Here is a 24,104-nt window from a genome sequence, read left to right as displayed (position 1 = left end):
TGTAGCCCTATTTCTCGGACGTCGCGAGGATCGTTGCGCGCCAATGGGCTAACATTCGTGCAATCACGAGCAGACGGATGTCTGCCATGAGTCATTCAAACAATGTGAGAGTCGGAGTGCCCGATGGGGACAAGCATCAGGGCGTTGCTGCTATCCCAGATGGATAGCTACACGCCGTCGGAACAGAAGGTCGCGCAGGCGTTACTGGATCGCTACCCCAGTCTCGGGCTCGGTCCGATTGCCAACTTTGCCAAGCACGCGGATGTCAGCGACCCGACAGTCTTTCGCTTCGTCGTCAGGATCGGCTTTCCCAATTACTCGTCGTTCCAGCAAGCGCTGCATAACGAAATCGATGCCGCGATGAATTCCCCGCTCGCCCGGATGGAAGCATTTCATGCCGAATCGAGCATGCGCGACGGTCATTCGGCGATTTTCCAGCGGCTCTCTCAATCGTTGGCAACGATGATCGAAGGGCTCGACGCGACAGCCTTCGACGAAGCCGTCACGCTGCTCGCCCGGCCGGACGTCCGCATCTTCTGCGGTGGCGGGCGCTACACGGCGCCGCTCGCCGCGTTGTTTTCCTTCACGCTGGCGTACGCGCGGCCGCAAGTTCAGTACGTGGAGCCGAACCTGAACCTGGCGTCGGTTGCACTGGCGGATATGGGACCGAATGACGTTCTCGTCATTTTCGATTTCCGTCGCTATCAGAAGGACAGCATTCGATTCGCACAATGCGCGCATCAGCTTGGCGCGAGGATCGTGCTGATCACGGACGAATGGATGTCGCCGATCAGCGAGTTTGCGGAGATCGCGCTCCGCATCCAGGGACGCCCGTTCGCGATGCTGCAGACCAATGTCCCGGCGCTTGCACTCGCTGAAGCGCTGGTGATCGGCGTCACGAACCGGCAACCCGAATTGGCGAAGCAGCGATTGGAAAAGATCGAATACCTGAACGCAGCGGGTATCGAGCAGGACGCCACCCAGCGGGAACTGCCGGGGTGATCGGCGCTTGAGCCTGCGGCAACGCGCATCGCTCGACGAACGAGCGGCGTTGCGCAATCTGCGTACTAGCCGGACCGCATGAATGGCGGCGCGGCGGCGCGTGCACACCGATCCGCAAGCGCTCAGTGCCCGCGATAGAGCTTCGCCGTATCGACGTCATTCGACGCGAGCCGCCGTACCCCGTCGGTGTGCCCGCTCGCGCGGCGTATCGCATGGTAGTGATGCGGCATTTCATGCCCGCCCTGCAATCCGGCGGTGCGTATTGCGCCGCCATGCGGGCGCGCACAGCCGGATTCTGCGCGATTCGCGCAGGGACGCGCGGCATGCAAGTCGGTCGGCTTGCTCGCAATGGTCGCACGCCGCGCATCGGCGGGCTCCGTGCCTTCGACCATTCGGCCCGCACCCTGCTCTGCATCCTGGCTCGCACTCGGCCCACCGTCTCCGGCATCCGCAAGACGAGCTTCATCGGACGAGCCCAATGAAAAGGCGGGCGGCGCCGGCGTCGACGGTTCGCGCGAAAGCACCGCAAAATCCGCTGCCGATGGCAAATCGACGATGACCGACTGCACGCCCGATCCGTCCTGCGCCCGACAGACCGGGTCGGCCTTGCAGAACTGGTCAAGTGCGACATAGCCGCCGAACAGCAATATGAGCGTCACGAGGCTCAATGCGGGCGCGGCACCCACGCGAGGCTGACGGACTGCTGCATCATGCAGCAGACGCGCGATGCGTGTGGACCAACTGGCGGACGCACGCGCCGGACTGGCGGCGCACGCACCGTCCGAACGCACGTTACGCCATTCGAACGGCCAGTTCCGCGTGCCGCAAACGGGACAATGTTCGAGCGCGCGAAAGGCAACGAAGCCGCACTGTCTGCAGCGGCAGCAGACAGCAGGCCGCGACCGGGCGCGCGCGTTCAGGACGCGTTCGACCGTGTCGCGTGCGCCGGCTTTTCGCTTGAGCAGGACTCGCATCGTTCGACGACGACGGACATGATCGGCTGCGCGCGTGAAATCCGCCCGGCTCCGCTCACGCCTGACGCTCCATCGCGGCATCGTATTGACCACGACATGCCGCACCGTTCAGTCGCGCGCGCTCGAGCAACGCATGCTGCGCGTCGCGCACATTGGCCGCCTGCCCCTTCCATGCGGCAAGCGGCGGCTCCTGCAGCGCGCGTCCATAGGAGAAGCTCAACAGCCACGGCCGCCCGGCGATGCGGTTCATCGCGTCGAGGTTGGCCGTGGCTTCCTCGGGCGTTTGCCCGCCGGACAGGAAGAAGATGCCGGGCACGTCGGCCGGCACGACACCGCGCAACAGGCGAACCGTCGCATCGGCGATCTCCGCGGCTGTCGCTTGCGTCTCGTGCGCGTTGCCCGGGACGACCATGCTGGGCTTGAGCAGCATGTGGGCAAGCGCGACGCGATGTCGATGCAGTGCGTCGAAAACCGCATGCAGCACGGCGTCGGACACCTCCGAGCAACGCTCGATCGAATGCTCGCCGTCCATCAGGACTTCCGGTTCGACGATCGGCACGATGCCCGATTCCTGGCAGATCGCCGCATAACGGGCGAGCGATTCGGCGTTCGCGTCGATCGCCAATCGGCTCGGTAACGTGCCCGACACGTTGTACACCGCGCGCCATTTCGCGAAACGCGCGCCCTGCTGCCGGTAGCCGTCGAGACGCTTCGCGAGCCCGTCGAGCCCTTGCGTGATTTCGTCGCCGGGCGCGTGCGCAAGCGGAATCTTGCCGGCGTCGACCTTGATGCCGGGCACGATACGCTGCCGCTCGGCGACCTCGGGCAACGGCGTCCCGTCGTCCGCACATTGCCCCAACGTCTCTTCATACAGAATGACGCCGCTGATGAATTCACCCAGACCCGGCGTCGACAGCAGCAGGCTGCGCCACGCGCGCCGGTTCTCTTCAGTCGATTCGACCGCAATCGTCTTGAAGCGCTTCGCGATGGTCGGTCCGCTTTCGTCGGCAGCCAGCAGACCTTTGCCATCCTGAACAAGTGCCTGAACCGTCGCCTGGAGTTCGTTTCCGTTTTTCATGTGATCCTCCCTTGCATGCGGCGTTGTCCGCCGCTCGACGCGCGTTGCGGCGCGCCCTTTGATCCTCATTCTTGGTCGCCGCACAGCCGGAATGCAAGGCACGCGCCGGTCGTGAACCTAGTGACTTTCCCGCGCTAGCTCGCATGCCGCTGCCGCGCCGCGAGCGTACCGATGGTCTGCATCGCGTTCTCCACGGCAGACGTCCACGGACGGCCGTAGTTGAGCCGCACGTAACGGCGGAATCCACCGGTCGCGGAAAAGATCGGCCCCGGCGCGATGCTGATGCCGTTCTCCATCGCGGCGCCGAACAGGCGCAGCGCGTCCACGCGCGGCGGCAATTCGATCCACAGGAAGTAGCCGCCGTGGGGCGCAATGACTTCCGTTCCCTGCGGAAAGTAGGCGCGCACGGCCGCCAGCATCTGCGCCTGGTGCGCGGCGAGACTGCGCCGCAGCTTTCGCAGGAAGCGATCGTATCCGCCTTCGCGCAGATAGTTCGAAATGGCCAGTTGCGCAGGCACATCGGCCGCCGGCGCGGCGACGCATTTCGCCTGCCTGATCTGATGCACGTAACGCCCCGCCGCCACCCAGCCGATCCTGAAGCCCGGCGCCAGGCATTTCGAAAACGATCCGCAATGCAGCACGAGCCCGCTATCGTCGTACAGTTTGGCGGGGCGAACCGGCGCGGCCCCGAAGTACAGCTCGCCATAGACATCGTCTTCGATCAGCGGCACCCGATGCGCGGCGAGCAGATCGATCAGCGCACGCTTGCGCTCGTCGGACAACGTCGCGCCGGTCGGGTTGTGGAACGACGTCATGAACCAGCATGCGCGGATCGGATAGCGGTCGAGCGCTGCGGCGAGCGCGTCGAGATCGAGCCCCGTGTACGGATCGACCGGAATTTCCACGGCCTTCAGATGAAGACGCTGCACCGCCTGCAGCGCCGCATGGAACGCCGGACGTTCGATCGCGACCATGTCGCCCGGACGCGCAAGCGCCTGCAGGCTGAGCGTCAGCGCCTCCAGCGCGCCTGTCGTGATGACGATCTCGTCCATCGGCAACGCGGCGCCCGCGATCAGGTAACGCAGCGCGATCTGCCGGCGCAGCCCTTCATCGCCGGGCGGAAATCCGGACAGCATCCGCGTGCGGTCCATGCTGCGTGTCACCGACGTCATGCATCGCCACAGACTGCTCATCGGGAACAGCGAATAGCTGGCGAACGTCGAGCCCAATGCGACGACGTCCTCGTGCTTGATCGCATTCGTCAGCGTGAGCAGCACGTCGTCCACGACACCCGGCACGCCGGGCGCACCGGACGCCTTGCGCGGCGACGCGTGGCTCGAGCGCGCGCGCTTGCCGCCCACATCGGAAACGAAATAGCCGGAACGCGGCCGCGCGACGATCAGGCCCTCGCTCTCGAGCAGGTAGTACGCGCGAAACACGGTTGCCGGGCTCACCTGGTAAGCTTTGCTGGCCGCGCGAACGGTCGGAATGCGCGCACCGGGCATCAGGTCGCCGCGCCGGATCGCATCGGCTATCGTCTTTGCCAGCGCCGCATAACGCTTCATGGCTTCATGCCCGTCTCCGGCTCCTCCGTGTGTCGCCGGAAAAAAGAGTAGCACGGCACCTCTCGCGCAGCCCCCGACTTCTCGTCTGATCTGCACGTTTTTAACGGGCTCTGATCCTTTTCATTCGCCCGGTTCGCGGGCATCCTCTCGCCTTCTGCTCACCCGACGTCCACTCGATACGGAATTCACGCTGCCCGACGGCTGATCCGTGGTCCTGCGCGTTCGCGCGGGGTCTTGTCTGCCGGCGTCCCCTCTCACCCAGGATCACTCAGCGTGAAAACGAAGACCCTCGTCGCGGGCCTCGCGGCTGCGATCGCCGTCAACCTGTTCGGCAGCGCCGCCGACGCAGCCTGCATCTCCAATCCTCCGGCCCAGTCCAACGCGTCGTTTCCGAGCGCCCTGACCGGCAAGCTCGTCTATCACAGCTACGTCAACTACGGCGACGGTACGAGCCAGCTGTTCCTCTACGACTTCTCCGCGCACACGCTGACCCAGTTGAGCAAGAGCGCGTGGGGCATCACCGATCCGATGAACGCGGTGTTCAGCCCCGACGGCAAGTGGATCGCGTTCATGGGCATCGCCAACAACGCGTGGAACGTGTTCATGTATCAGCTCGGCACGAACAACCCGCCGGTCAACATGACGAACAGCACGGGCGCCACCCGCAACGAAGACCCGAAATTCAGCGCGGACGGCAAGACGCTCGTGTTCAAGCAGAACGGAAGCGTCAAGCAGGCAACGCTGTCGTACACGAGCGCGGGCCCGGTCTTCACATCGGTCGTGAGCCTCGCGAACGCGCCGGCCGGCGGCGAGTACTCGATGCCGTTTCTCGCGCCGGACGCGAGCGCCGTCTACTACGCGAGCGGCACCGGCGCGAACATGGGCCTGATGAAGCGCACGATCGCGACCGGCGTCACGGCCGTGTTCGATCAACCGGCCGGTCTTCAAACCTACTATCCGATCGTGCGTGCGGACGGCATGGTGTTCTACGCGCGCTGGAAGGACGCGAGCCAGCTCGACCAGATCTACATGAAGACCGCGGACCCGGCATCGACGCCGAACCAGCTCGCGATCAACGACTGCATCAGCAATAACTCCGACCCGGCGCCGGTCAGCGGCACGAACTATCTGTTCTTTTCGTCGACCACCGCAGGCGGCTATCAGCTCTACGTCGGCGACGTGACGACCGGCCAGCGCTGGAGCCTGTCGCAGTTCGGCGTGAACGCCGACACGACGAAGGCCAAGCTCGGGTCGAGCTACTACGGCGGTCCGGTTGCGAACCAGATCACGCTGCTGTCGCAAGGGCACCCCGCCGCGGCATCGGCCAGCTACAACGCGTCGCTGACGCCCGACAAGGCGTTCGACGGCAATACCACCAGCACGCGCTGGGATTCGCCGGAAGGCGCCGGCGTCGATCCGCAATGGATTTCGGTCGATCTCGGCGCCGTGAAGAACATCGATCACGTCGATCTCTACTGGGACGCAGGCGCGCTCGTCTATCAGATCCAGACCTCGAACGACAACGTGAACTGGACGACGATCTACTCGACCAGCAACGGGGTCGCGTGGGGCCACGTCACGCTTCCGAACCTCAACGGGCATGGTCGTTACGTGCGGATGTACGGCACGAAGCGTGCGACTCAGTGGGGCTACTCGCTCGACGAAATGCAGGTGTGGGGCTCGTAAGCGGCTGCCGCACGCCCTGTGCAGACGCCGCCGGCGCGAAATGGCCCTCCGGCGGTGTCACGCCCGCCGGCAACCCGCCTGTTTCCTGTACGCCTGGGGAATCTGCCCGACGAGCGTGGCCGCCGGGTAGTCGTTCGGATCGGTCACAGCGCGTCCGGCATCGCGATCACCGGACGCCGAAAGCCGATTTCGCCTACGGTCGGGGCCAGGGGCCAAGCACCCGTTCGCCGTCGCGCACATTCCCCCGTTCAGCCTCGCGCGACGCAGCCCGAACGCGTCGATACGGGAACGTGCCCGACGCCTGTTCCGCCTATCAGGGTCGCAACGCCTCAAACACCCAATGTCGAGATGATCCTTTCGAGCATCATGTTGAGCTTATGCGGGCTTACCCGGCTCAATCCACGCACCTAAAGTGGAGTCACCCGATTCCCCGGGCATCGACTACCCACCAAGGAGCAAGACCATGAGCCGCATCGAAATCCCCGCCGTCGAATCCGCCACGGGCGCCACTGCCGACGTCTATGCGCAGGTCCGCAAGATCGCCGGCGGCGCCGTCCCCAATCTGTTCGCCGCTGTCGGCCATCTCGCGCCGCGCGCGCTGTCGGCCGTGCTAAATGCCGAAGGCGCGCTCGCCGGCGGCACACTGAGCAAGCAGGATCTCGAGACGATCAAGCTGCTGGTCAGCACCGATACGGGGTGTGACTATTGCGTCGCCGCGCACCACATGCTCGGCAAGATGGTCGGCCTGTCCGCCGAAGCGCTGCGCGCGATCCGTGTGGGCCAGCCGACCGGCGACGCGAAGCGCGATGCGCTGATCCGCTTCGTGCTGAACCTGCAGCGCACGAGCGGCACGATCACCGACACGGAGTTCGCCGCGATCCGCGCCGCCGGCTATACCGACGCACAGCTCGCGGAGATTTCGCTGGCGATCGCGCTGACGATCTTCACCAATACGTTCAACCGCATCAACGATACGACCGTGGATTTTCCGCCGGTCAAGTAAGCGACGTGCGCCGTCGGGGTCCGTATCGGGCGTCGACGGCGCGGCGCGCCGCATGGCGCAGTCGCGCCATGCCTGCCTGGAATGGAAGTTATTCGCCGCTGCCTGCTACCGGCACGGCGCGGGTTTCCGGAAGATGGGTTCCACGACGAGCCGATCGCTCGCCGGCCGGGAATCCCGGCTTCCATCTACCCATCGGAGATCCGTCATGTCACTCCAGGACAAACTCGACGCATTCAAGGCCGACTTCAAGGCAGGCAAGCCGCCGTACTACGCGCCGCCCGACATCCACCCGATCATGGAGCGCGCCACCGCCGAGCTCATCGCAAGCGGCCAGGCCGCACGCGCGATCAAGGCCGGCGACCGCGCGCCGACGTTCACGCTGAAGGACCAGGACGGCAACGTCGTGTCATCGACCGACCTGCTCGCGAAGGGGCCGCTCGTCGTCACGTTCTATCGCGGCGTCTGGTGCCCGTACTGCAACCTCGAGCTGCAGGCGCTGAACGAAGCGCTGCCGCAGCTCCAGGCGCTCGGCGCGAACGTCGTCGCGATTTCGCCGCAGACCGCCGTCAACAGCCGCAAGTCCGTGCGCACGAACAAGCTGGGCTTCCCGGTGCTGAGCGACGTGCAGGGCGAGACGGGCGCGGCATTCGGCCTGCGCTTCAACCTGCCCGACTATCTGGTCGACCTGTACAAGATGCTGAAGAACGACCTGCCCGCGTTCAATGACGACCCGAGCTGGACGCTGCCGATGCCCGCGCGCTACGTGATCGGCCAGGACGGCATCGTGCTGTACTCCGAAGTGAATCCCGACTACACGCATCGCCCGGATCCGTCGGAAATGTTCCCGGTCCTCGAAAAGGCCGTCAACGTCTGACCGGCGGCTACGGCCACGGCCGCGCCGCATCGGGCGGCGCGGACGATCGTTCCCGATCTCCCCGGAGTTTTCCATGACCGCACGCACCTTCCTGATCACCGGCGCGACCAAAGGCATCGGACGCGCCCTGTCCGAGCGCCTCGTGCGCACCGGCCATCGCGTCATCGGCGTCGCCCGCGACGACGCGGACTTTCCCGGCGAACTCGTTCGCGTCGATCTCGCCGACAGCCGGGCGACCGAGGCCGCGCTGAAAGACCTCGCCGGGCGCCATGCGATCGACGGCGTCGTGAACAACGTCGGCCTCGTTCGCCCCCGGTATCTCGGCGACGTGACGCTCGGCGATCTCGACGACGTGTTCGCGCTGAACCTGCACCCGGCCCTCCAGACCGTTCAGGCGCTGCTGCCCGGCATGCGCGAGCGCCGCTGGGGACGCGTCGTCAACATCTCGAGCCTCACCGTGCTCGGCATCGTGCAGCGCACCGCGTACGCGGCGGCGAAGGCCGCGCTCGTCAGTTTCTCGCGGTCGTGGGCACTCGAACTCGCGAGCACCGGCATCACGGTCAATGCGGTTGCGCCCGGTCCCACCGAAACCGAACTGTTCCGGGCCAACAACGCACCGGGCAGCGACGGCGAGCGGCGCTATCTGTCCGCGGTGCCGATGCAGCGCTTCGGCCAGCCCGACGAAATTGCAGCGGCGATCGCGTTCCTGCTGTCGGAGGACGCCGGCTTCATCACCGGACAGACGCTCTACGTCGACGGCGGTGCGTCGATCGGCAAGGCGCCGTTCTGATCTTGGTCCACCCACTCACCTGCAAGGTCATCATCATGAACAGATTGCTCGACAAGACCGTGGTCATCACCGGCGGAAACAGCGGCATCGGTCTCGCCACCGCGAAGCGCTTCGTCGACGAAGGCGCACATGTCTTCATCGTCGGCCGGCGTCAGGCCGAGCTCGACCAGGCGGCAGCAGCCATCGGCCGCAACGTGACGGCCGTCAGCGCAGACGTCACACGTCTCGACGATCTCGACCGCCTGTATTCGATGGTCCGCGACACGCGCGGGCAGATCGACGTGCTGTTCGCCAATGCAGGGGCGGTCGAACACAAGACGCTCGACCAGATCACGCCCGAGCACTACGACAGGACGTTCGACGTCAACGTGCGCGGCCTGATCTTCACCGTGCAAAAGGCGCTGCCGCTGCTGCGCGACGGCAGCAGCATCATCCTGACGAGCTCGGTCGCGGGCGTGATGGGCCTTGCCGCGCACGACACGTACAGCGCGGCCAAGGCCGCGGTCCGCTCGCTCGCCCGGACCTGGACCGTCGAACTCAAGGGACGCGGGATCCGCGTGAATGCGATCAGCCCAGGCGCAATCGATACGCCGATCATCGACAGCCAGGTGAAGACCGCTGCGGAAGCGGACGCGCTCCGCGCGAAATTCGCGGCCGCCACGCCGCTGGGCCGTGTCGGACGGCCGGAGGAACTGGCCGCCGCCGCGCTCTTTCTCGCGTCGGACGACAGCAGCTATGTGGCAGGCATCGAACTGTTCGTCGACGGCGGGCTCGCGCAGGTGTGAGCGCCGGAGGCCTGCCGCGCACGGACGGACGGCGGCGCCGCGTTCCGCTCAACCGTCCGGCTCGACCGCCTCCGCTCCGGCATCGAACGCCGGCGGCCTGCTGCGGCCGGCGTCACGTTCCGCTCACTCGTCCGGTTCGACCGCATCCGGCGCGGCATCGAGCGCCTGACGCCGCCAGTCGCCCGGCGTCACCCCCATCCAGCGCGTGAACACCCGCCGAAACGCGGAAACCGACTGATAACCGACCGTGCTCGCGACGGTCTCCGCCGTCGCCGCCGGCCGCCTGAGTTCGTTCGCCGCCACGCTCATCCGGATGTCCGTCAGCAGGTCGATGGCCGAGCGTCCCAGCTTCGTCTGGAAATGACGCATGAACGTCGCGCGCGACATGCTGCACAAGCCGGCGAGTTCGGGCAGCGTCCATGGCTTCGCGGGATCGTCGAGCATCGCGGCGATCGCGGGCGCGAGCCGCGGATGGCCGGCCAGCGCCAGCAGGCCGGTCGGCGCCTGGCCGGATTCGCTGGCCGCCCGCAAGGTCAGCGCGAACAGCGCCGACGACAACGCGTTCAGGATCGCCAGCCCGCCAAGATTCGACTCCACCGATTCCGCGCGCATGAGTTCCACCAGCGCGGTCAAGCGCGACGACGCGGCCAGTCCGTGCGCGGGGTCGCGCCCGTCCGCCGCCCGCACGATCAGCGTGGGCGGCAGGTGGCGTCGTAGCAGCCGGTCATGCGGCGGCGCAACGAAGAAACGTCCGCACAACATATCCAGCCGTTCGCCTGTCCCGGCGTTCTCGCCGACGAACACATGGCCGGCGGGACGCTTGACAGCCGGCACCGGCGGCAGGCCGCTGCCGTCGTGCAGCACGTGCGCCGAGCCGTGCGGCAGCAACACGATGTCTCCGCTGCCCAATTCGCGAACGGTCCCGTCGCCGGGGTCTTCAAGGATCGCTCGGCCACGCAGCACGACATGGTATGGAATCTCGCGCGCCGGCGACTGCTCATACGCGATCGCCCACGGCGCGCCGAACGCGCAGCGGATTTCGAGCATTCCCGTGACCGTCACGAGGGACATGAAGCGGCTGAGCCAGTCGGATTGGAGGGTCATGATCGATGGGCGAATCGGATCGGGCGTCCGGCTCGCGCTTGCCGCGAAACCGGTGCGATCCGGATTATCGCTCGCGAACGATGCGGGCAACGCCTGTACCCGATCCTGGTGCAACACGACAAAGGTCATGTGCATCGGGATCGGGCTCGTGCGCCCGCGCGCAAGCGCTGCCATTCCGCGCGGGAATGACTTTTATTGCGCCGGCACGTCTTCTTGAGACGGGGGTTTGCGGCAACCATGAAGCCACTCAATCACCCGCTCCGAGGAGGGCATCATGAGCAAGCTGTTCAAGCCGACGAACGTCGGTCCTTACGCCATCCAGCACCGTGTCGTGCTGGCCCCGCTGACCCGCATGCGCACCGAACCGGGCAACGTGCCGGGCGACCTGATGGTCGAGTACTACGCGCAACGCGCGACCGAAGGCGGTCTGCTGATCACGGACGCGACGGCCATCTCGCCGCTCGCGATCGCGTATGTCGACGCGCCGGGAATCTATACCGATGCGCACGTCAACGGCTGGAGGCGTGTCGTCGATGCGGTTCACGCGAAGGGCGCGCGCATCTTCCTGCAGCTCTGGCATGCGGGCCGCCAGGCGCATCCGGCGAACACGGGCGGCGTGACGCCCGTCGCCCCGTCGGCGCGGCGATCGCTCGAATATGCGGCCATTCGCGACGAGAACGGCGCGATCGCCGAGGTCGAGCTCGTCGAGCCGCGTCCGCTCGAACTCGACGAAATCCCGGGCATCGTCGAGCAGTTCCGCCACGGTGCGCGGCTCGCGAAGGAAGCCGGGTTCGACGGCGTCGAGCTGCACGCCGCGAACGGCTATCTGCTCGACCAGTTCCTGCTCGACGGGTCGAACGATCGAACCGACGCATACGGCGGATCGATCGAGAACCGCGCGCGCTTCCTGTTCGACGTGGTCGACGCGGTGGTGTCCGTCTGGGGGCCCGGCCGCGTGGCCGTGCGCCTGTCCCCGAGCGGTTCGTACGGCACGATGTCCGACAGCGATCCGCATGCGACCTTCGGGTATGTCGCGCAGCGCCTGAACGACTACGATCTCGCGTACCTGCACGTGATCGAGCCGCGGATTCGCGGCAACGAGGACAACGCGGATGCGAGCGAACACGATGTGTCGGCGAAGGACCTGCGCAAGCGCTTCAGCGGCACCATCGTCGCCGCCGGCGGTTTCAACCGCGACAACGTCGAGCAGATCCTCGCGGACGGTCACGCCGATCTCATCGCGTTCGGCCGCCTGTTCATCTCGAACCCCGATCTGCCGGAACGGCTGCGGAGCGGCGCGCCGCTGACACGCTACGACCGCACGACGTTCTACGGCGGTGACGGACGCGGCTACGTCGACTATCCGTTCCATCGGGAAACGTCCGCCGCGTGACGCCGTTCCTGCGTGTGGCGACCGAGGGCAGCGCGGCCGGTCCGGCGGTGCTGCCCTCGCCCGCGACTGGCTCGATACGCGACGAAGGCGCTATCATCGATCCCGTTGCCTTCCTTCGCGAATGCGCCCTCCGTCTGCCTTACATTCCCCAAACACGACATGACCCACACTCCCGAACGCGTGGATGCCGCCGCGCGCCATCTGATCGCCGCCCGTCGCGCCGGCGTTGCCGGCCCACTGCTGCCCGATGACTGCCGCCCCGACGATATCGACGCGGCGCTCGCGATCCAGCGCCGCGTCGTCGACTTGCTGGGCGAGCCGGTCGGCGGCTGGAAATGCGCGCTGCCGCCGGCTGGACGCGTCGTCGTCGCACCGATCTTCGCGTCGACGATCCATCCGGCGGGCGGCCCGATGCGCGTCGTCGCCGATGCGCCGACGCTGCGGATCGAACCGGAAATCGCGTTCGTGCTCGACCGCGACCTGCCGCCGCGCGAGCGTCCGTATGACGAGGACGACGTGCGCGGCGCGATCCGCGAAGTGCGCATCGTGCTCGAGGTGCTCGGCTGCCGCTACGCGGATCCGTCGCGCGCGAGCGTGCCGGAATTGCTCGCGGACGGCCAGTTCAACCAGGGGCTGTGCGTCGGGCCGGCGGTGGCCTACGGCCTGGATGCGCCGCTCGACACGATCGCGCTCGAGTTCCAGGGGGGCCTCGCGCGGTCGATCGACGGCCGCCATCCAGATGGCCATCCGTTCAAGCCGCTGGTGTGGCTCGTCAATTTCCTCGCCGCGCGCGGCGAAGCCGTGCGGGCCGGCCAGATCGTCACGACCGGATCGTATGCGGGCGCGATCGACGTGCCGCTCGATCAGGCGCTGACCGTGCGATTCGGTGCGCTCGGCAGCCTCTCGGTCACGTTCGTCGCCTGATTCGGATTTCTGACGATTGCGCGCGCCACGACCTTCGAAACACCGGCGTGCGCTCGTTGCAGCGGCATCGGCCAGCCTGCCGCCACAACGTCCGCGCGCACGCATGCCGGCCCCGCGTTGTCTCGCGCGATCGCCTGGCGCGGCGCGACATCGGCGTGTAACAACCGGAAACTAAATTCTCCGCGGCGGTTCGATACCGCCCGCGCGGACCCCTGTCCGCGTCGCCCCTTTCCACGGAGAAACGCTATGCGAACGCCGGCCCTGCGGCCCATCGCACTCGCCGGATTGCTCGCGCTGACCGCGCTGCTCGGCGCTTGCGGCGACGACCTGACGTCGGACACCCCGCCGCAACCGAAGGCCATGTGCGGCGGCGGCGCCGTCGCCAACGCGCAGATGCGCTGCCCGCCGGGATTCACGCCGCCCGCGTCCTGATCCCGGCCGCCCCAACCAGAACCTACATTCAGCGCTAACCACATGGTCACCCACTCGCGACGCGATTTTCTGAAATTCTCCGCCGGCCTGGCCGGCGCGACAGCGGCCACGGCCCTCTTCCCCGAATCGATCCGCAGGGCGCTCGCGATCGAGCCGAATGCGGTCACCGGCACGATCCAGGACGTGCAGCACATCGTCGTGTTCATGCAGGAAAACCGGTCGTTCGATCACTACCTCGGGCATCTGAGCGGCGTGCGCGGCTATAACGACCGTTTCCCCGTCACGCTGCCGAACGGCAAGCCGGTCTGGTTCCAGTCGCGCCAGGAAGACGCGACGAAGGTGATCGCGCCGTTCCGCTACGACACGACGAATCCGTCGGTCAACGCGCAGTGCATCGGCGGCCTGCCGCACACGTGGGCGACGACGCACGGCGCGATCGACAACGGCCGCGCGGACCAATGGGCGGCGCAGAAGACCAACATGACGATGGGCTACCACGTCCGCGACGACATCCCGTTCCACTACGCGCTCGCGGATGCGTTCACGGTGTGCGACAACTACTTCTGCTCGATTCCGGGCAACACGCACCCGAACCGGATGTACCTGATGACGGGCATGGTCGATCCGCTCGGCACGGGCGGCGGCCCGCTGCTCGACAACACCGACTACATCGACAACCAGTTCGACAAGATCAAGCTGCCGCCCTTCAGCTGGACCACGTATCCGGAGCGGCTCGAAAAGGCCGGCATCTCGTGGCAGATCTACCAGCAAGGCACCGGCTTCGACAACTTCACCGGCAACTACGGCACGAACATGCTGGCCTGCTTCCAGAATTTCGTGAACGCGCCGGCCGGTTCGTCGCTGCAGACGCGCGGAATGAGCACGCGCTCGCTCACGCAGCTGAAGGCCGACGTGCAGGCGAACGCGCTGCCGCAGGTGTCGTGGCTGCTGCCGCCCGCCGCGTATTCCGAGCACCCGAAGTTCACGCCGCTCTACGGCGCGTACTATCTGTCGACGATTCTCGACGCGCTGACGTCGAATCCCGACGTGTGGAGCAAGACCGCGCTCTTCATCATGTACGACGAGAACGACGGCTTCTTCGACCACGTGGTGCCGCCGCAGGCGCCGACGCTGCCGGGTTCGGGCATGAGCACGGTCGACGTGTCGCTCGAGCGTCACAACGTCGTGACCGCGACGCAGGCCGGCACCTATACCGCCGACAACCTGCCGTACGGCCTCGGGCCGCGCGTGCCGATGTTCGTCGTATCGCCGTGGTCGAAAGGCGGCTTCGTGTGCTCGCAGGTCTTCGATCACACGTCGGTGCTGCAATTCATCGAGAAGCGTTTCGGCGTGATCGAGACCAACCTGTCGCCGTGGCGCCGCGCGATCTGCGGCGACCTGACGTCGGCGTTCGACTTCTCGAAGTCGGACCCGGCCGTGCCGACGCTGCCCAGCACGCAGACGTACGTGGCGCAGGCCGACATGCAATGCTCGCGCGCAACGTCGCTGACCGCGCCCGCGAGCACCGCGCAGCAGGTCGTGGCGGCGCAGGAGCCCGGCACCCGGCCCGCGCGTCCGCTGCCGTACGAACTGCACGTCACGGGCCAGCTTCAGGCGCAGGGCTATGCGCTGACGTTCGCGAACACCGGCACGCAGGGCGCGCATTTCTGGGCGTACACGGGCGACCCGACCGCGATGCCGCGCCGCTACACCGTCGAAGCCGGCAAGCAGCTGACCGATACGTGGGCGCTCGACGCGAACGGCCAGTACCTGGTGAGCGTCTGGGGCCCGAACGGCTATTTCCGGCGCTTTGCGGGTTCGGCGGCCGCGGACGCGGGCGCCAAGCCTGACATCACCGCGTGCTACGACGTCGCGAACGGCAACGTCTACGTGACGATCGCGAACGCGAGCGCGAGCCCGCTGACGGTGACGGCGACCGACGTCGCGTACGGCCAGCCGGTGCGCACGCTGACGGTTCCGCCCGGACAGAGCATCGAGGCACACTGGGACCTGTCGTGCAGCAGCCAGTGGTACGACCTGCAGTTCGCGGTCGCCGGAAACGCGCAGTGGGTACGCCGCATTGCGGGGCACGTCGAGACCGGCAAGCCGGGCATCACGGACCCGGCCGCGATTGCGCCGGTGACCGAGGCGATCTAGCGCCACGCGAATCGCCGCCGCTGCCGGAAGCCGCACGATGCGTTGAGCCCGTGCGGCTTTCGGCGTTGTTGCGGCCACGGCACGTCGTTGTCCGCGCCGGCATGGACGCAGCGCCGCAACGGGCCTGCGTCACGCCGCCGTCCATGGCACGCAGGTCACTGCTTTCCAGCAGTTCGAGCAACGTGCCGGCCGGCTGGCCGAACCGCTTCGCCACGCGCGCAACAGCGGCGTGCCGCGCCGTTCGCCGAGGCGCCGCTTGTCGATTCATGCCTCGAGGCCTCTTCCCGACAGGCGCTGGAATCGTTACCATCGGGCACTGCAGATTCATTCGGGCCGGCCGATGCCGTCGGTGCCGCCGATGCGTTAGCCGCGGCCCGCGCGCGCCGGCCGCGACGCCGCGTCTGGCGCGCCGCATTCGGCCGGCCCGCCGCGCTTCCCCGTACCTCGTCATGCCCCGGAATTCCTCACACACCGCGCTGCTGTGGATCGTCGCTTCGGCGTTCTTCATGCAGGCGCTCGATACGACGATCGTCAATACCGCGCTGCCTTCGATCGCGCAGAGCCTGCACACGTCGCCGCTCGCGATGCAGCCCGTGGTCGTCGCCTACACGCTGACGATGGCGATGCTCACCCCCGCGTCCGGCTGGCTCGCCGACCGCTTCGGCACGCGCCGCGTGTTCTCCGCCGCGATCGTGCTGTTCGTGCTCGGGTCGATCTGCTGCGCGGCTGCGCATTCGCTCGACCAGCTCGTCGCCGCCCGTGCGCTGCAGGGCGTCGGCGGCTCGATGCTGCTGCCGATCGGCCGGCTCGCGGTGCTGCGCAACGTGCCGGGTGAACAGTACGTGTCGGCGCTCGCGTTCGTGTCGATCGCCGCGCAGGTCGGCCCGATCGTCGGGCCGACGATGGGCGGCTGGCTCACGCAGGCCGTGTCGTGGCACTGGGTGTTTCTCGTCAACGTGCCCGTCGGCGCGATCGGCTTCGTCGCCGTACAGCGCTATCTCGAGCACGATCAGGCGACGCAGCCGCCGCCGTTCGACTTCGTCGGCTGCGCGCTGCTGTCGGTCGCGATGATCGCGCTGTCGCTCGCGATCGATCCGCCAATGAGCGCGCATCGCGGCGGCTGGTCCGCCGGCCTCGCAGTGCTCGGCGTCGCCAGTGCGGCCGCTTACCTGCCGTATGCCCGCGCGCGCACCCGGCCGCTGTTCCGGCTCGGGCTGTTCCGCGAGCCGAACTTCGGCGTCGGGCTGCTCGGCAACCTGCTGTGCCGGATCGGCACCAGCGCGGTGCCGTTCATGCTGCCGCTGCTGATGCAGGTGCAGCTCGGCTATACGCCGCTGCGCTCGGGGCTGATGCTGCTGCCGGCCGCGATCGCGGGCGTGTGCTCGAAGCGCCAGATCGCGCCGCTCGTGAAGCGCTTCGGCTATCCGTCGTTTCTCGTCGTCAACACGGTGATCATCGGCGCGACCATTGCAGGGTTCGCGCTCGTGTCCGCGCAGCCGTCGCCGCTGCTCGAAGGCGCACTGCTCGTCGTGTTCGGCGCGGCCAACTCGATGCAGTTCGCGGCGATGAACAGCGTGACGCTGAAGGACCTGTCGCACGCCGACGCCGCCAGCGGCAACAGCCTGTTCACGATGATGCAGATGCTCGCGATGGGTCTCGGCGTGTCGATCGGCGGCGGCCTCGTGAACCTGTTCTCGGCGCACACGGGCTCGGCGTCGCACGGCTTCATGTTCGCGTTCGTGTGCGTCGGCGTCGTCACGTTGTTGTCCGCGTTCGTGTTCCGGCGGCTCGACGTGCGCGAACCGCAGCAAGCGATCGCGTCGCGGCCGGCGCGGTAATCCTGTTCGCATGACCTCGCCCGTGCCGACCGACTCCGCGCTGCGCCCGCTTCCGATCGACGCGCTGATCGTGCCCGCCGCGCTCGATGGCCGCGCCGGCACCAATCGTTCGCGCGGTGGCCACCCGCAGATCGCCGCGGCAAACGACCTCGACGCCGTGCGCGCTTGGCTCGCGCGCTTCGTCGATACGCCGACCACGTTCCAGAACTACCGGAAGGAAGCCGAACGCCTGCTGCTGTGGGCCGTGATCGCGCGCAGCAAGCCGCTGTCGTCGCTGACGCACGAGGACCTGATCGTCTACCGGCATTTCCTGCTCGCGCCTGCGCCGCCCGACGTGTGGTGCGCGAACGGCGGACGCAAGCATCCGCGCGGCGACCCGCGCTGGCGGCCGTTCTACGGGCCGCTGTCGGCGGCCAGCCAGCGGCAGGCGATGGTGATCCTGAACGTGATGTTCTCGTGGCTCGTGCAGGCCGGGTATCTCGCCGGCAATCCGTTGTCGCTGTCGCGCCAGCGGATGCGCAAGCCCGCGCCGCGCGTCACGCGCCATCTCGGGCCCGCGCTGTGGCAGTCGGTCAAGGACGCGATCGACGCGATGCCGCGCGACGACGCGCGTGCGCGCTTTCACTACGACCGCGCACGCTGGCTCTTCACGCTGCTGTATCTCGGCGGGCTGCGGATCACCGAGGCGGCCGACAACACGATGGGACAGTTCTTCTGCCGGCGCGACGCCGAAGGGCGCGACCGCTGGTGGCTCGACGTGACCGGCAAGGGCGGCCGCCAGCGGCTCGTGCCGGCCACCGACGAGATGATGGCCGAGCTGTCGCGCTACCGGCGCGCGCATCAGTTGCCCGCGCTGCCAGGCGCTGGCGAAGATACGCCGCTCGTGCTGCCGGTCGGCCAGGCGCGCAAGCCGCTCACGCGCGCGGCGCTGCACACGATCGTGAAGAACGTGTTCCGGCAGGCGGCCGACCGTCTGCGCGCGCACGGAGACATGGGCGAGCAGCAGGCGCGCGTGCTCGAACAGGCTTCGGCGCACTGGCTGCGGCACAGCGCGGGTTCGCACATGGCCGACGGACAGGTCGACCTGCGCATCGTGCGCGACAATCTCGGCCACGTGTCGCTGACCACGACGAGCCAGTACCTGCACACCGACGACGATCTGCGGCATCGCGAGACCGAGGAGAAGCACCGGATCGGGTGGTGAGCAGCGCACGCCTGCGCCTGACCATCCGCGCCTGCGGGGCGGACCGCACCGTACCGACCAGACGCGTGGCGTCAACGCGTCACACCCGCATACCAGCTCGCCGCCGCCGCGATTTCATCGGGCGTCATGTTGCGCGCGATGTTGCGCATCTGTTCGGACGTGTCGTTGCGTCGCGCGCCGCTCGCGAAGTCCTGCAATTGCGCTTTCGTATACGCGGCCGGCAGGCCGCCGAGCCACGGACTGCCCGTCTGGTGGTCGATCCCGCCATGACAGGCGGCGCAAGCGGGAATGTTGCGCATCGGCGCGCCGTGCACGACGATGTCCGGCGCTGCGGCATCGCCCGCGCGCTGCGGCGCCGGGCGCGCCAACGACGCGTAATACGCGGCCAGGTCGCGCATGTCCTGATCGCCGAGCCCGCGCACCATCGGCGACATCACCGCGTTCTGCCGCGCGCCGCTCGCGAAATCCTGCAACTGCTTGTACGTGACGATCACATACTGGCCGGCCAGGTTCGGCGAGTTCGCGTTGCTCATGCCCTTCTCGCCGTGACACATCGTGCAGCGAAGCGACAGCGTCGCGCCGCGGCCGATCGACAGCCGCGTCGCGTCGGCCAGCAGTTGGGGCGTCACTTCCACACGGCTGACCGGATAGGCCGGCGTCACCGTGTCGTCGCCGCCAGCAAGCCATTTGCGCGGCACGCCAGCGGCGCTGCAGATCGCGTTCCACACGCCCCGGAACTGCGCATCGGGCTGCACCGACGGCAGCCACACGAACCCGATGACGGCAGAAACCAGCGCGACGCCGACTGCCGCGCCGGCACTGACCCGGAACCACGGGTTGCGCAACGAGAACAGGCGTTCGTCGCTCATCGCCGCGCTCCGATCATGATCGCCGGAACCGACGTATCGTCACGCGCGATCAATTGCACGATCGGATAGCCGTAGTTGACGATCGTGAGGCCGATCATCAGCGAGAGCCACAGCGCGAAGCCGTTCAGCGCGACGGGCACCGTCGGCGTTTCATGAACCGGTGCGCTGAAGCGGTACGCTTCCGGCTCGCTGCGCGGCGCGCGATGCCCCTGGATCAGCACGACGAAGAACAGGACCGCCGACGCCACGAGAATGAGCCCGCCGATCGCCGACATCGCGACCCACACGGCCTGCGCCGCAATCGCCGGATCCGCATAGTCGTAATAGGCCATCCGGCGCGGCATGCCGAGAATGCCGACCCAGTGCCACGGGAACGTCGTGACGATCATGCCGATGAACCACAGCCACAGCTGCCAGCGCATCAGGCGCCAGCTGGTCAGCGCGCGCCCGGTCAGGTGCGGCCACAGGTCGTAGGCGATCGCGAAATACATCGTGACGATCGCCCCCGCGAAGATCAGGTGGAAATGCCCGGTGATCCACTGCGTGTTGTGGATCGTCGCGTCGAGCTGGTAGCTCATGTTGATGAGGCCGCCCGCGCCGCCGAAGCCGAGCATCACGAACGAGAACGCGAGCGCGAGCATCTGCGGGTTGTCCCACGGCAGCGCCTTCAGCCAGCCGAAAGCGCCCTTGCCGCCGCGCAGCCGCGCGGCGATCTCGACCGACGCGCTGATCGTGAACACCGTGAGCAGCGTCGGCACCGCGACCAGCGACGTGAACACCGACTGCAGGAACTTGAAGCCGGCGCCGACCTGCGGATCGACGAACAGGTGATGCAGGCCGATCGGCATCGACACGACGAGGAACAGGATGAACGAGATGCGCGCCATCGCATCGCTGTACAGCCGCCCGCCGATCGCGCGCGGAATGATCGTGTAGTACGCGATATACGCGGGCATCAGCCAGAAGTAGACGATCGCGTGCAGCGTCCACGAGAAGAACACGCGCGCGAGCCCCGCGTCGATGGTCGTGCGCCAGCCGAGCGCCACCGGCAGGATCTGGAAGATCACCTCGAGCGCCGCGCCGACGGCGGTCCAGCCCCACAGATACGCACCGGCCACGCTCGCGAACATCGCGAGCGGCACCGTCTCGCCGGGATGAGCGCGCTTCCATGCGGCGAGATTGATCGACATCAGCGCGACCCAGATCCACGATCCGACGACGACCAGCACGACGCCGATGTAGTAGAACGCATTGCCGATCATCGGCGGATAGAACGTATACAGCACCGATGCGCGCCCCATCGCCACCGGCACGCTCGCCGCCACGGCGCCGAGCGCGACCAGCGCGAGCCCGCCCCAGGCCCAGCGCACGCCGACGAGCGGACGCTTCAGCGCGAGCTCCGCGACCGCGTAGCCGAACCCCATCGCGATGAGCGTCGGAAACACGTAGCCCATCACCGTGCCGTGCTCGGTCACCGATCGATAGTAGAGCTCGGGATCGCGCAGCCACGCATGCAGCGGACTGCGCACGATCATCTGCCACGCGCCGAGCGGCAGCGCGACGCCGAACGTGATGAACGCGAGCCAGAAATGCGCGAGCACGAGGCGTTTGCTATTTAACACAGCTCAGTCTCCGCGAATGGGCGGCCATCTGCTGGAACGCGGCCTTGTCGACGACCTTCACGTGCGCCCACATGCCCTGATGCCCGGTGCCGCAATACTCGTGGCACGGCATCGTGTGATCGGCGGCTTCGGGAAAGCGTGTGCGAAACGTCGCGATGTAGCCGGGCTCGACCATCGAGTTGATGTTCGTGTCCGTCACGAGGAAGCCGTGCACGACATCCGCGCTCGTCGCGCGGAACGTGATCGGCGTATCGGCCGGCACCAGCACGCACTGCGGCGTGAACGAATACTGCTGCGCGACGATGCGCACGGTCACCGAGCCGTCCGGCTCGAGCGCGCTGCCGAGGTTGCTTTCGACGAATTCGCCCGACACGTGCAGCGACTCTGGCCGGATCGTCTCGACGCGTGACGGCGGCATCATCGCCCAATGCAGGCCGGTGAAGATGACCACGCAGACGAATACCGCGACGATGCCCAGCATCACGGCCGCCCAGCGCCGCTCGACGCGGGCGGCGACTTCGGCGGAGTCGGAACGGTGCTGAGCGGATGAGTTCGTCATGATGACCCACGTTACTGGATGACGCCGCGCGGCAGGAACACCAGGAAATAGAACGCGAACCAGATCGCGACGACGATCGCGGTCGCGGTGCCCGCCAGCGCGATCGCGCCGCGCGGGCCATGCCGCACGATCTCGTCGACGCGTTCGGATTCCTGTTCGGAGGCGCCGTCGGGCGACGCGGGCGTATGCATCATCGTGTCCTCAGAAGATCGGCGCCGAACGCAGCGCGTTGACTTCCTTCGCGCTCACCGGCTTGCCGTGATTGCCCCACGCGGTGCGGATGAACGTGACGACCGCCGCGACCTCCTCATCCGACAGCGCCTGCGCGAACGGCGGCATCCCGTACGGCATCGGATTCTTGCGCGTGCCGGGCGCATAGCCGCCGTTCAGCACCATGCGGATCGGATTGACCGCCGACGTCATCTGGATCGACTGGTTGTTCGCGAGCGGCGGGAAATGCGGCGGCATGCCCTGCCCTTCCTTCGCATGGCACAGCGCACATTGCGCTTCGTAGATCTTGCGCCCGAGCGGTGCCAGCCGGTTGGTCTCCTCGGTCACCGTCGGCGGCGGCGGCGCGGTGTCGATTTCGCCGGAGCGCCCGGGCAGCGATTTCAGGTAAACCGCGACGGCGCGAACGTCGTCCTCGTTCAGATACTGGAAGCTGTCGTAGACGACCTCGGCCATCGGCCCGTAGACCGCGCCGCGGTTCGACACCCCCGCGTTAAGCAGGTCGACGATGTCGCCGATGCTCCATTCGCCGAGCCCGGCCTCGCGGTTCGACGTCAGCGACGGCGCGTACCACTCCTGCAGCGGGATCAGGCCGCCCTGAAACTCCTTCGACCGCGTGTTGCCGCCGAGCGCGTTGATCTCGGTATGGCACATCGTGCAATGGCCGAGCCCTTCGACGAGATAGGCGCCGCGGTTCCATTCCGCGGATTGCGCGGGGTCGGGCTTGAACTCGCCCTGGCGGAAGAACAGCGTGCGCCAGCCGAGCAGCAAGTGACGCTGGTTGAACGGGAAGCCCAGCTCGTGCGGCCGGTTCGGCTGGTGGATCGGCGGCACCGACAGCAGGTACGCGAAGATCGCGTCGGAGTCCGCGCGCGTGACCTTTGTGTACGACGCGAACGGCATCGCCGGATACAGGTACGACCCGTCGCGCGACTTGCCTTCGTGCATCACCCGGTAGAAGTCGTCGGCGCTCCATGCGCCGATGCCCGTCGCCTTGTCCGACGAGATGTTCGACGAATAGAGCGTGCCGAACGGTGTCTCCATCGGCCGGCCGCCGCCGAACAGCTTGCCGGACGGCACCGTGTGGCACGCGATGCAGTCGCCCGCCCGGGCCAGGTACTCGCCGCGTGCGAGCAGTTGCGCGCGGTCGGTCGGCAAGGCCGGATCGGCAACCTGCGCGACCTCGGCGGCGGCCGGCGCGCCGACCTGTGCGCCGGCCGGCGCAATCGTCATCCCGGCCAGCAGGATCGCGAACGTGTCGAGGAATCGCAGGCGGGTCACGGCGCGTCTCCGGCTAGTTGGACACGCTGCCGCACGCGAGCGGCAATCTCGACCGGTCTTCCGCCACCGGCGTCGCGTCCGCCGGCGCCGGCTGCGCGGCGAGCCATGCGGCGACCGCGGTGATGTCGCTTTCGGACAGCCGCGTCGCGATGTCGTGCATGCAGTCCGGCGCCGCCGCACGGCGCGTGCCGTAGCGCCATGCGCCGAGCTGCGCGCTGATGTACGTCGCGTGCAGCCCGAGCAGGCCGGGGATCGCGGGCGCCATGCCGGTCAGCTCGCGGCCGTGGCACGTCGCGCACGCGGGCACGCCGCGCGCATGATCGCCGTCGGTGACGAGCGCCTTGCCGTGCGCGAGCACCTGCGCATCGGCGACGGGCGCCGCAGGCGGCGGAAACGGCGGATGCTGCGCAGCGAAATGGTCGGCGATCTGGCGCAGGTACGCGTCGGGAAGGTACGCGAGCAGGTAGTTCATCGGCGGATACTTGCGCCCGCCGTCGCGGAACGCGCGCAGTTGCCGGTACAGATAGCCGGCGGGCTTGCCGGCGAGCCGCGGGAAATAGTCGTTGTCGGTGCCCTCGCCGTGCGCGCCGTGGCAGGCGGCGCAGCCCATCACGCGCGCCTCCATCGTGTCCGGCGCCGGGGCGGTGGCCGGCCCGGCGGCCCATGCAGGCGCGCTCCAGCGCAGGCACGGCGCAACCAACACGGCGATGAGCAAGGCGATGCGATACGTCACCGG

General features: G+C 67.6%; 22 protein-coding genes. 12 read left to right on the top strand and 10 right to left on the bottom strand.

What is annotated here, in order from left to right; genetic code table 11:
* Positions 1 to 123: 123 nt before the first annotated feature.
* Positions 124 to 1,002, top strand: a complete 879-nt coding sequence (locus tag ACV229_RS00185) for a MurR/RpiR family transcriptional regulator (RefSeq protein WP_448081093.1) — start codon at positions 124 to 126, stop codon at positions 1,000 to 1,002.
* A gap of 122 nt (positions 1,003 to 1,124) precedes the next feature.
* Here ACV229_RS00185 and ACV229_RS00180 read toward each other — a convergent pair whose 3' ends face one another.
* The 3 genes from ACV229_RS00180 to ACV229_RS00170 form a co-directional block, all read right to left on the bottom strand.
* A complete protein-coding gene (locus tag ACV229_RS00180; RefSeq protein ID WP_448081092.1) occupies positions 1,125 to 1,670 on the bottom strand; it encodes a hypothetical protein in 546 nt (181 codons plus the stop codon).
* Between the two features lie 361 nt (positions 1,671 to 2,031).
* Positions 2,032 to 3,054, bottom strand: a complete 1,023-nt coding sequence (locus tag ACV229_RS00175) for a class I fructose-bisphosphate aldolase (protein WP_448081091.1) — start codon at positions 3,052 to 3,054, stop codon at positions 2,032 to 2,034.
* A gap of 134 nt (positions 3,055 to 3,188) precedes the next feature.
* Complete coding sequence (locus ACV229_RS00170) at positions 3,189 to 4,619, bottom strand: aminotransferase-like domain-containing protein (RefSeq protein WP_448081090.1); 1,431 nt, start codon at positions 4,617 to 4,619, stop codon at positions 3,189 to 3,191.
* 273 nt (positions 4,620 to 4,892) lie between these two features.
* On the opposite strand from ACV229_RS00170, the gene ACV229_RS00165 reads away from it, so the two are divergent.
* The 5 genes from ACV229_RS00165 (at position 4,893) to ACV229_RS00145 (ending at position 9,757) form a co-directional block, all read left to right on the top strand.
* Positions 4,893 to 6,305, top strand: a complete 1,413-nt coding sequence (locus ACV229_RS00165; RefSeq protein WP_448081089.1) for a discoidin domain-containing protein — start codon at positions 4,893 to 4,895, stop codon at positions 6,303 to 6,305.
* A 463-nt stretch (positions 6,306 to 6,768) separates the two neighbouring features.
* The gene (locus ACV229_RS00160) at positions 6,769 to 7,308 is read left to right on the top strand and encodes a carboxymuconolactone decarboxylase family protein (protein ID WP_448081088.1); all 540 of its coding nucleotides are present in this window, start codon (positions 6,769 to 6,771) and stop codon (positions 7,306 to 7,308) included.
* 205 nt (positions 7,309 to 7,513) lie between these two features.
* Complete coding sequence (locus ACV229_RS00155; RefSeq protein ID WP_448081087.1) at positions 7,514 to 8,182, top strand: peroxiredoxin-like family protein; 669 nt, start codon at positions 7,514 to 7,516, stop codon at positions 8,180 to 8,182.
* A gap of 73 nt (positions 8,183 to 8,255) precedes the next feature.
* Entirely contained in the window at positions 8,256 to 8,972 is a 717-nt protein-coding gene (locus ACV229_RS00150; protein ID WP_448081086.1) for an SDR family oxidoreductase, read from the top strand.
* 35 nt (positions 8,973 to 9,007) lie between these two features.
* Positions 9,008 to 9,757 (top strand): SDR family NAD(P)-dependent oxidoreductase, encoded by a 750-nt coding sequence (locus ACV229_RS00145; protein WP_448081085.1) that lies wholly within the window; start codon positions 9,008 to 9,010, stop codon positions 9,755 to 9,757.
* Positions 9,758 to 9,880: 123 nt separating this feature from the next.
* Here ACV229_RS00145 and ACV229_RS00140 read toward each other — a convergent pair whose 3' ends face one another.
* Complete coding sequence (locus tag ACV229_RS00140) at positions 9,881 to 10,861, bottom strand: cupin domain-containing protein (RefSeq protein WP_448081084.1); 981 nt, start codon at positions 10,859 to 10,861, stop codon at positions 9,881 to 9,883.
* A gap of 274 nt (positions 10,862 to 11,135) precedes the next feature.
* Between ACV229_RS00140 and ACV229_RS00135 the strand changes: the two genes are divergently transcribed.
* From ACV229_RS00135 to ACV229_RS00110, 6 genes are all read left to right on the top strand, one after another.
* Entirely contained in the window at positions 11,136 to 12,254 is a 1,119-nt protein-coding gene (locus ACV229_RS00135; RefSeq protein ID WP_448081083.1) for an alkene reductase, read from the top strand.
* Positions 12,255 to 12,413: 159 nt separating this feature from the next.
* On the top strand, positions 12,414 to 13,178 hold the full coding sequence (locus ACV229_RS00130) for a 2-keto-4-pentenoate hydratase (RefSeq protein WP_448081082.1): 765 nt from the start codon (positions 12,414 to 12,416) through the stop codon (positions 13,176 to 13,178).
* A gap of 246 nt (positions 13,179 to 13,424) precedes the next feature.
* Entirely contained in the window at positions 13,425 to 13,610 is a 186-nt protein-coding gene (locus tag ACV229_RS00125) for a hypothetical protein (RefSeq protein WP_448081081.1), read from the top strand.
* Positions 13,611 to 13,652: 42 nt separating this feature from the next.
* Positions 13,653 to 15,767, top strand: a complete 2,115-nt coding sequence (locus tag ACV229_RS00120; protein WP_448081080.1) for a phosphocholine-specific phospholipase C — start codon at positions 13,653 to 13,655, stop codon at positions 15,765 to 15,767.
* 449 nt (positions 15,768 to 16,216) lie between these two features.
* Complete coding sequence (gene mdtD, locus ACV229_RS00115) at positions 16,217 to 17,605, top strand: multidrug transporter subunit MdtD (RefSeq protein WP_448081079.1); 1,389 nt, start codon at positions 16,217 to 16,219, stop codon at positions 17,603 to 17,605.
* A 10-nt stretch (positions 17,606 to 17,615) separates the two neighbouring features.
* Positions 17,616 to 18,809: a tyrosine-type recombinase/integrase gene (locus tag ACV229_RS00110; protein WP_448081078.1), complete on the top strand. Its 1,194-nt coding sequence runs from the start codon at positions 17,616 to 17,618 to the stop codon at positions 18,807 to 18,809.
* A gap of 71 nt (positions 18,810 to 18,880) precedes the next feature.
* Here the strand turns inward: ACV229_RS00110 and ACV229_RS00105 are convergent, their stop codons facing one another.
* The 6 genes from ACV229_RS00105 to ACV229_RS00080 all read right to left on the bottom strand — a co-directional run bounded on the left by ACV229_RS00105 (position 18,881) and on the right by ACV229_RS00080 (position 23,993).
* Positions 18,881 to 19,678, bottom strand: coding sequence for a c-type cytochrome (locus tag ACV229_RS00105; protein WP_448081077.1), 798 nt, complete (start codon positions 19,676 to 19,678; stop codon positions 18,881 to 18,883).
* Complete coding sequence (locus ACV229_RS00100) at positions 19,675 to 21,300, bottom strand: b(o/a)3-type cytochrome-c oxidase subunit 1 (RefSeq protein ID WP_448081076.1); 1,626 nt, start codon at positions 21,298 to 21,300, stop codon at positions 19,675 to 19,677. Before ACV229_RS00100 ends, ACV229_RS00105 begins: the two co-directional genes overlap by 4 nt.
* Positions 21,290 to 21,859, bottom strand: a complete 570-nt coding sequence (locus tag ACV229_RS00095; protein WP_448081075.1) for a cytochrome C oxidase subunit II — start codon at positions 21,857 to 21,859, stop codon at positions 21,290 to 21,292. Before ACV229_RS00095 ends, ACV229_RS00100 begins: the two co-directional genes overlap by 11 nt.
* Before the next feature lie 11 nt (positions 21,860 to 21,870).
* On the bottom strand, positions 21,871 to 22,050 hold the full coding sequence (locus tag ACV229_RS00090) for a hypothetical protein (RefSeq protein WP_448081547.1): 180 nt from the start codon (positions 22,048 to 22,050) through the stop codon (positions 21,871 to 21,873).
* Between the two features lie 10 nt (positions 22,051 to 22,060).
* A complete protein-coding gene (locus ACV229_RS00085; RefSeq protein ID WP_448081546.1) occupies positions 22,061 to 23,320 on the bottom strand; it encodes a c-type cytochrome in 1,260 nt (419 codons plus the stop codon).
* A gap of 61 nt (positions 23,321 to 23,381) precedes the next feature.
* Positions 23,382 to 23,993, bottom strand: coding sequence for a c-type cytochrome (locus tag ACV229_RS00080; protein ID WP_448081545.1), 612 nt, complete (start codon positions 23,991 to 23,993; stop codon positions 23,382 to 23,384).
* Between the last annotated feature and the right edge of the window lie 111 nt (positions 23,994 to 24,104).

It is taken from the genome of Burkholderia sp. MR1-5-21 (assembly GCF_053427715.1).
The sequence above is the reverse complement of the archived record's forward strand: the minus strand, read 5'-3'. Positions and strand labels throughout refer to the sequence as shown.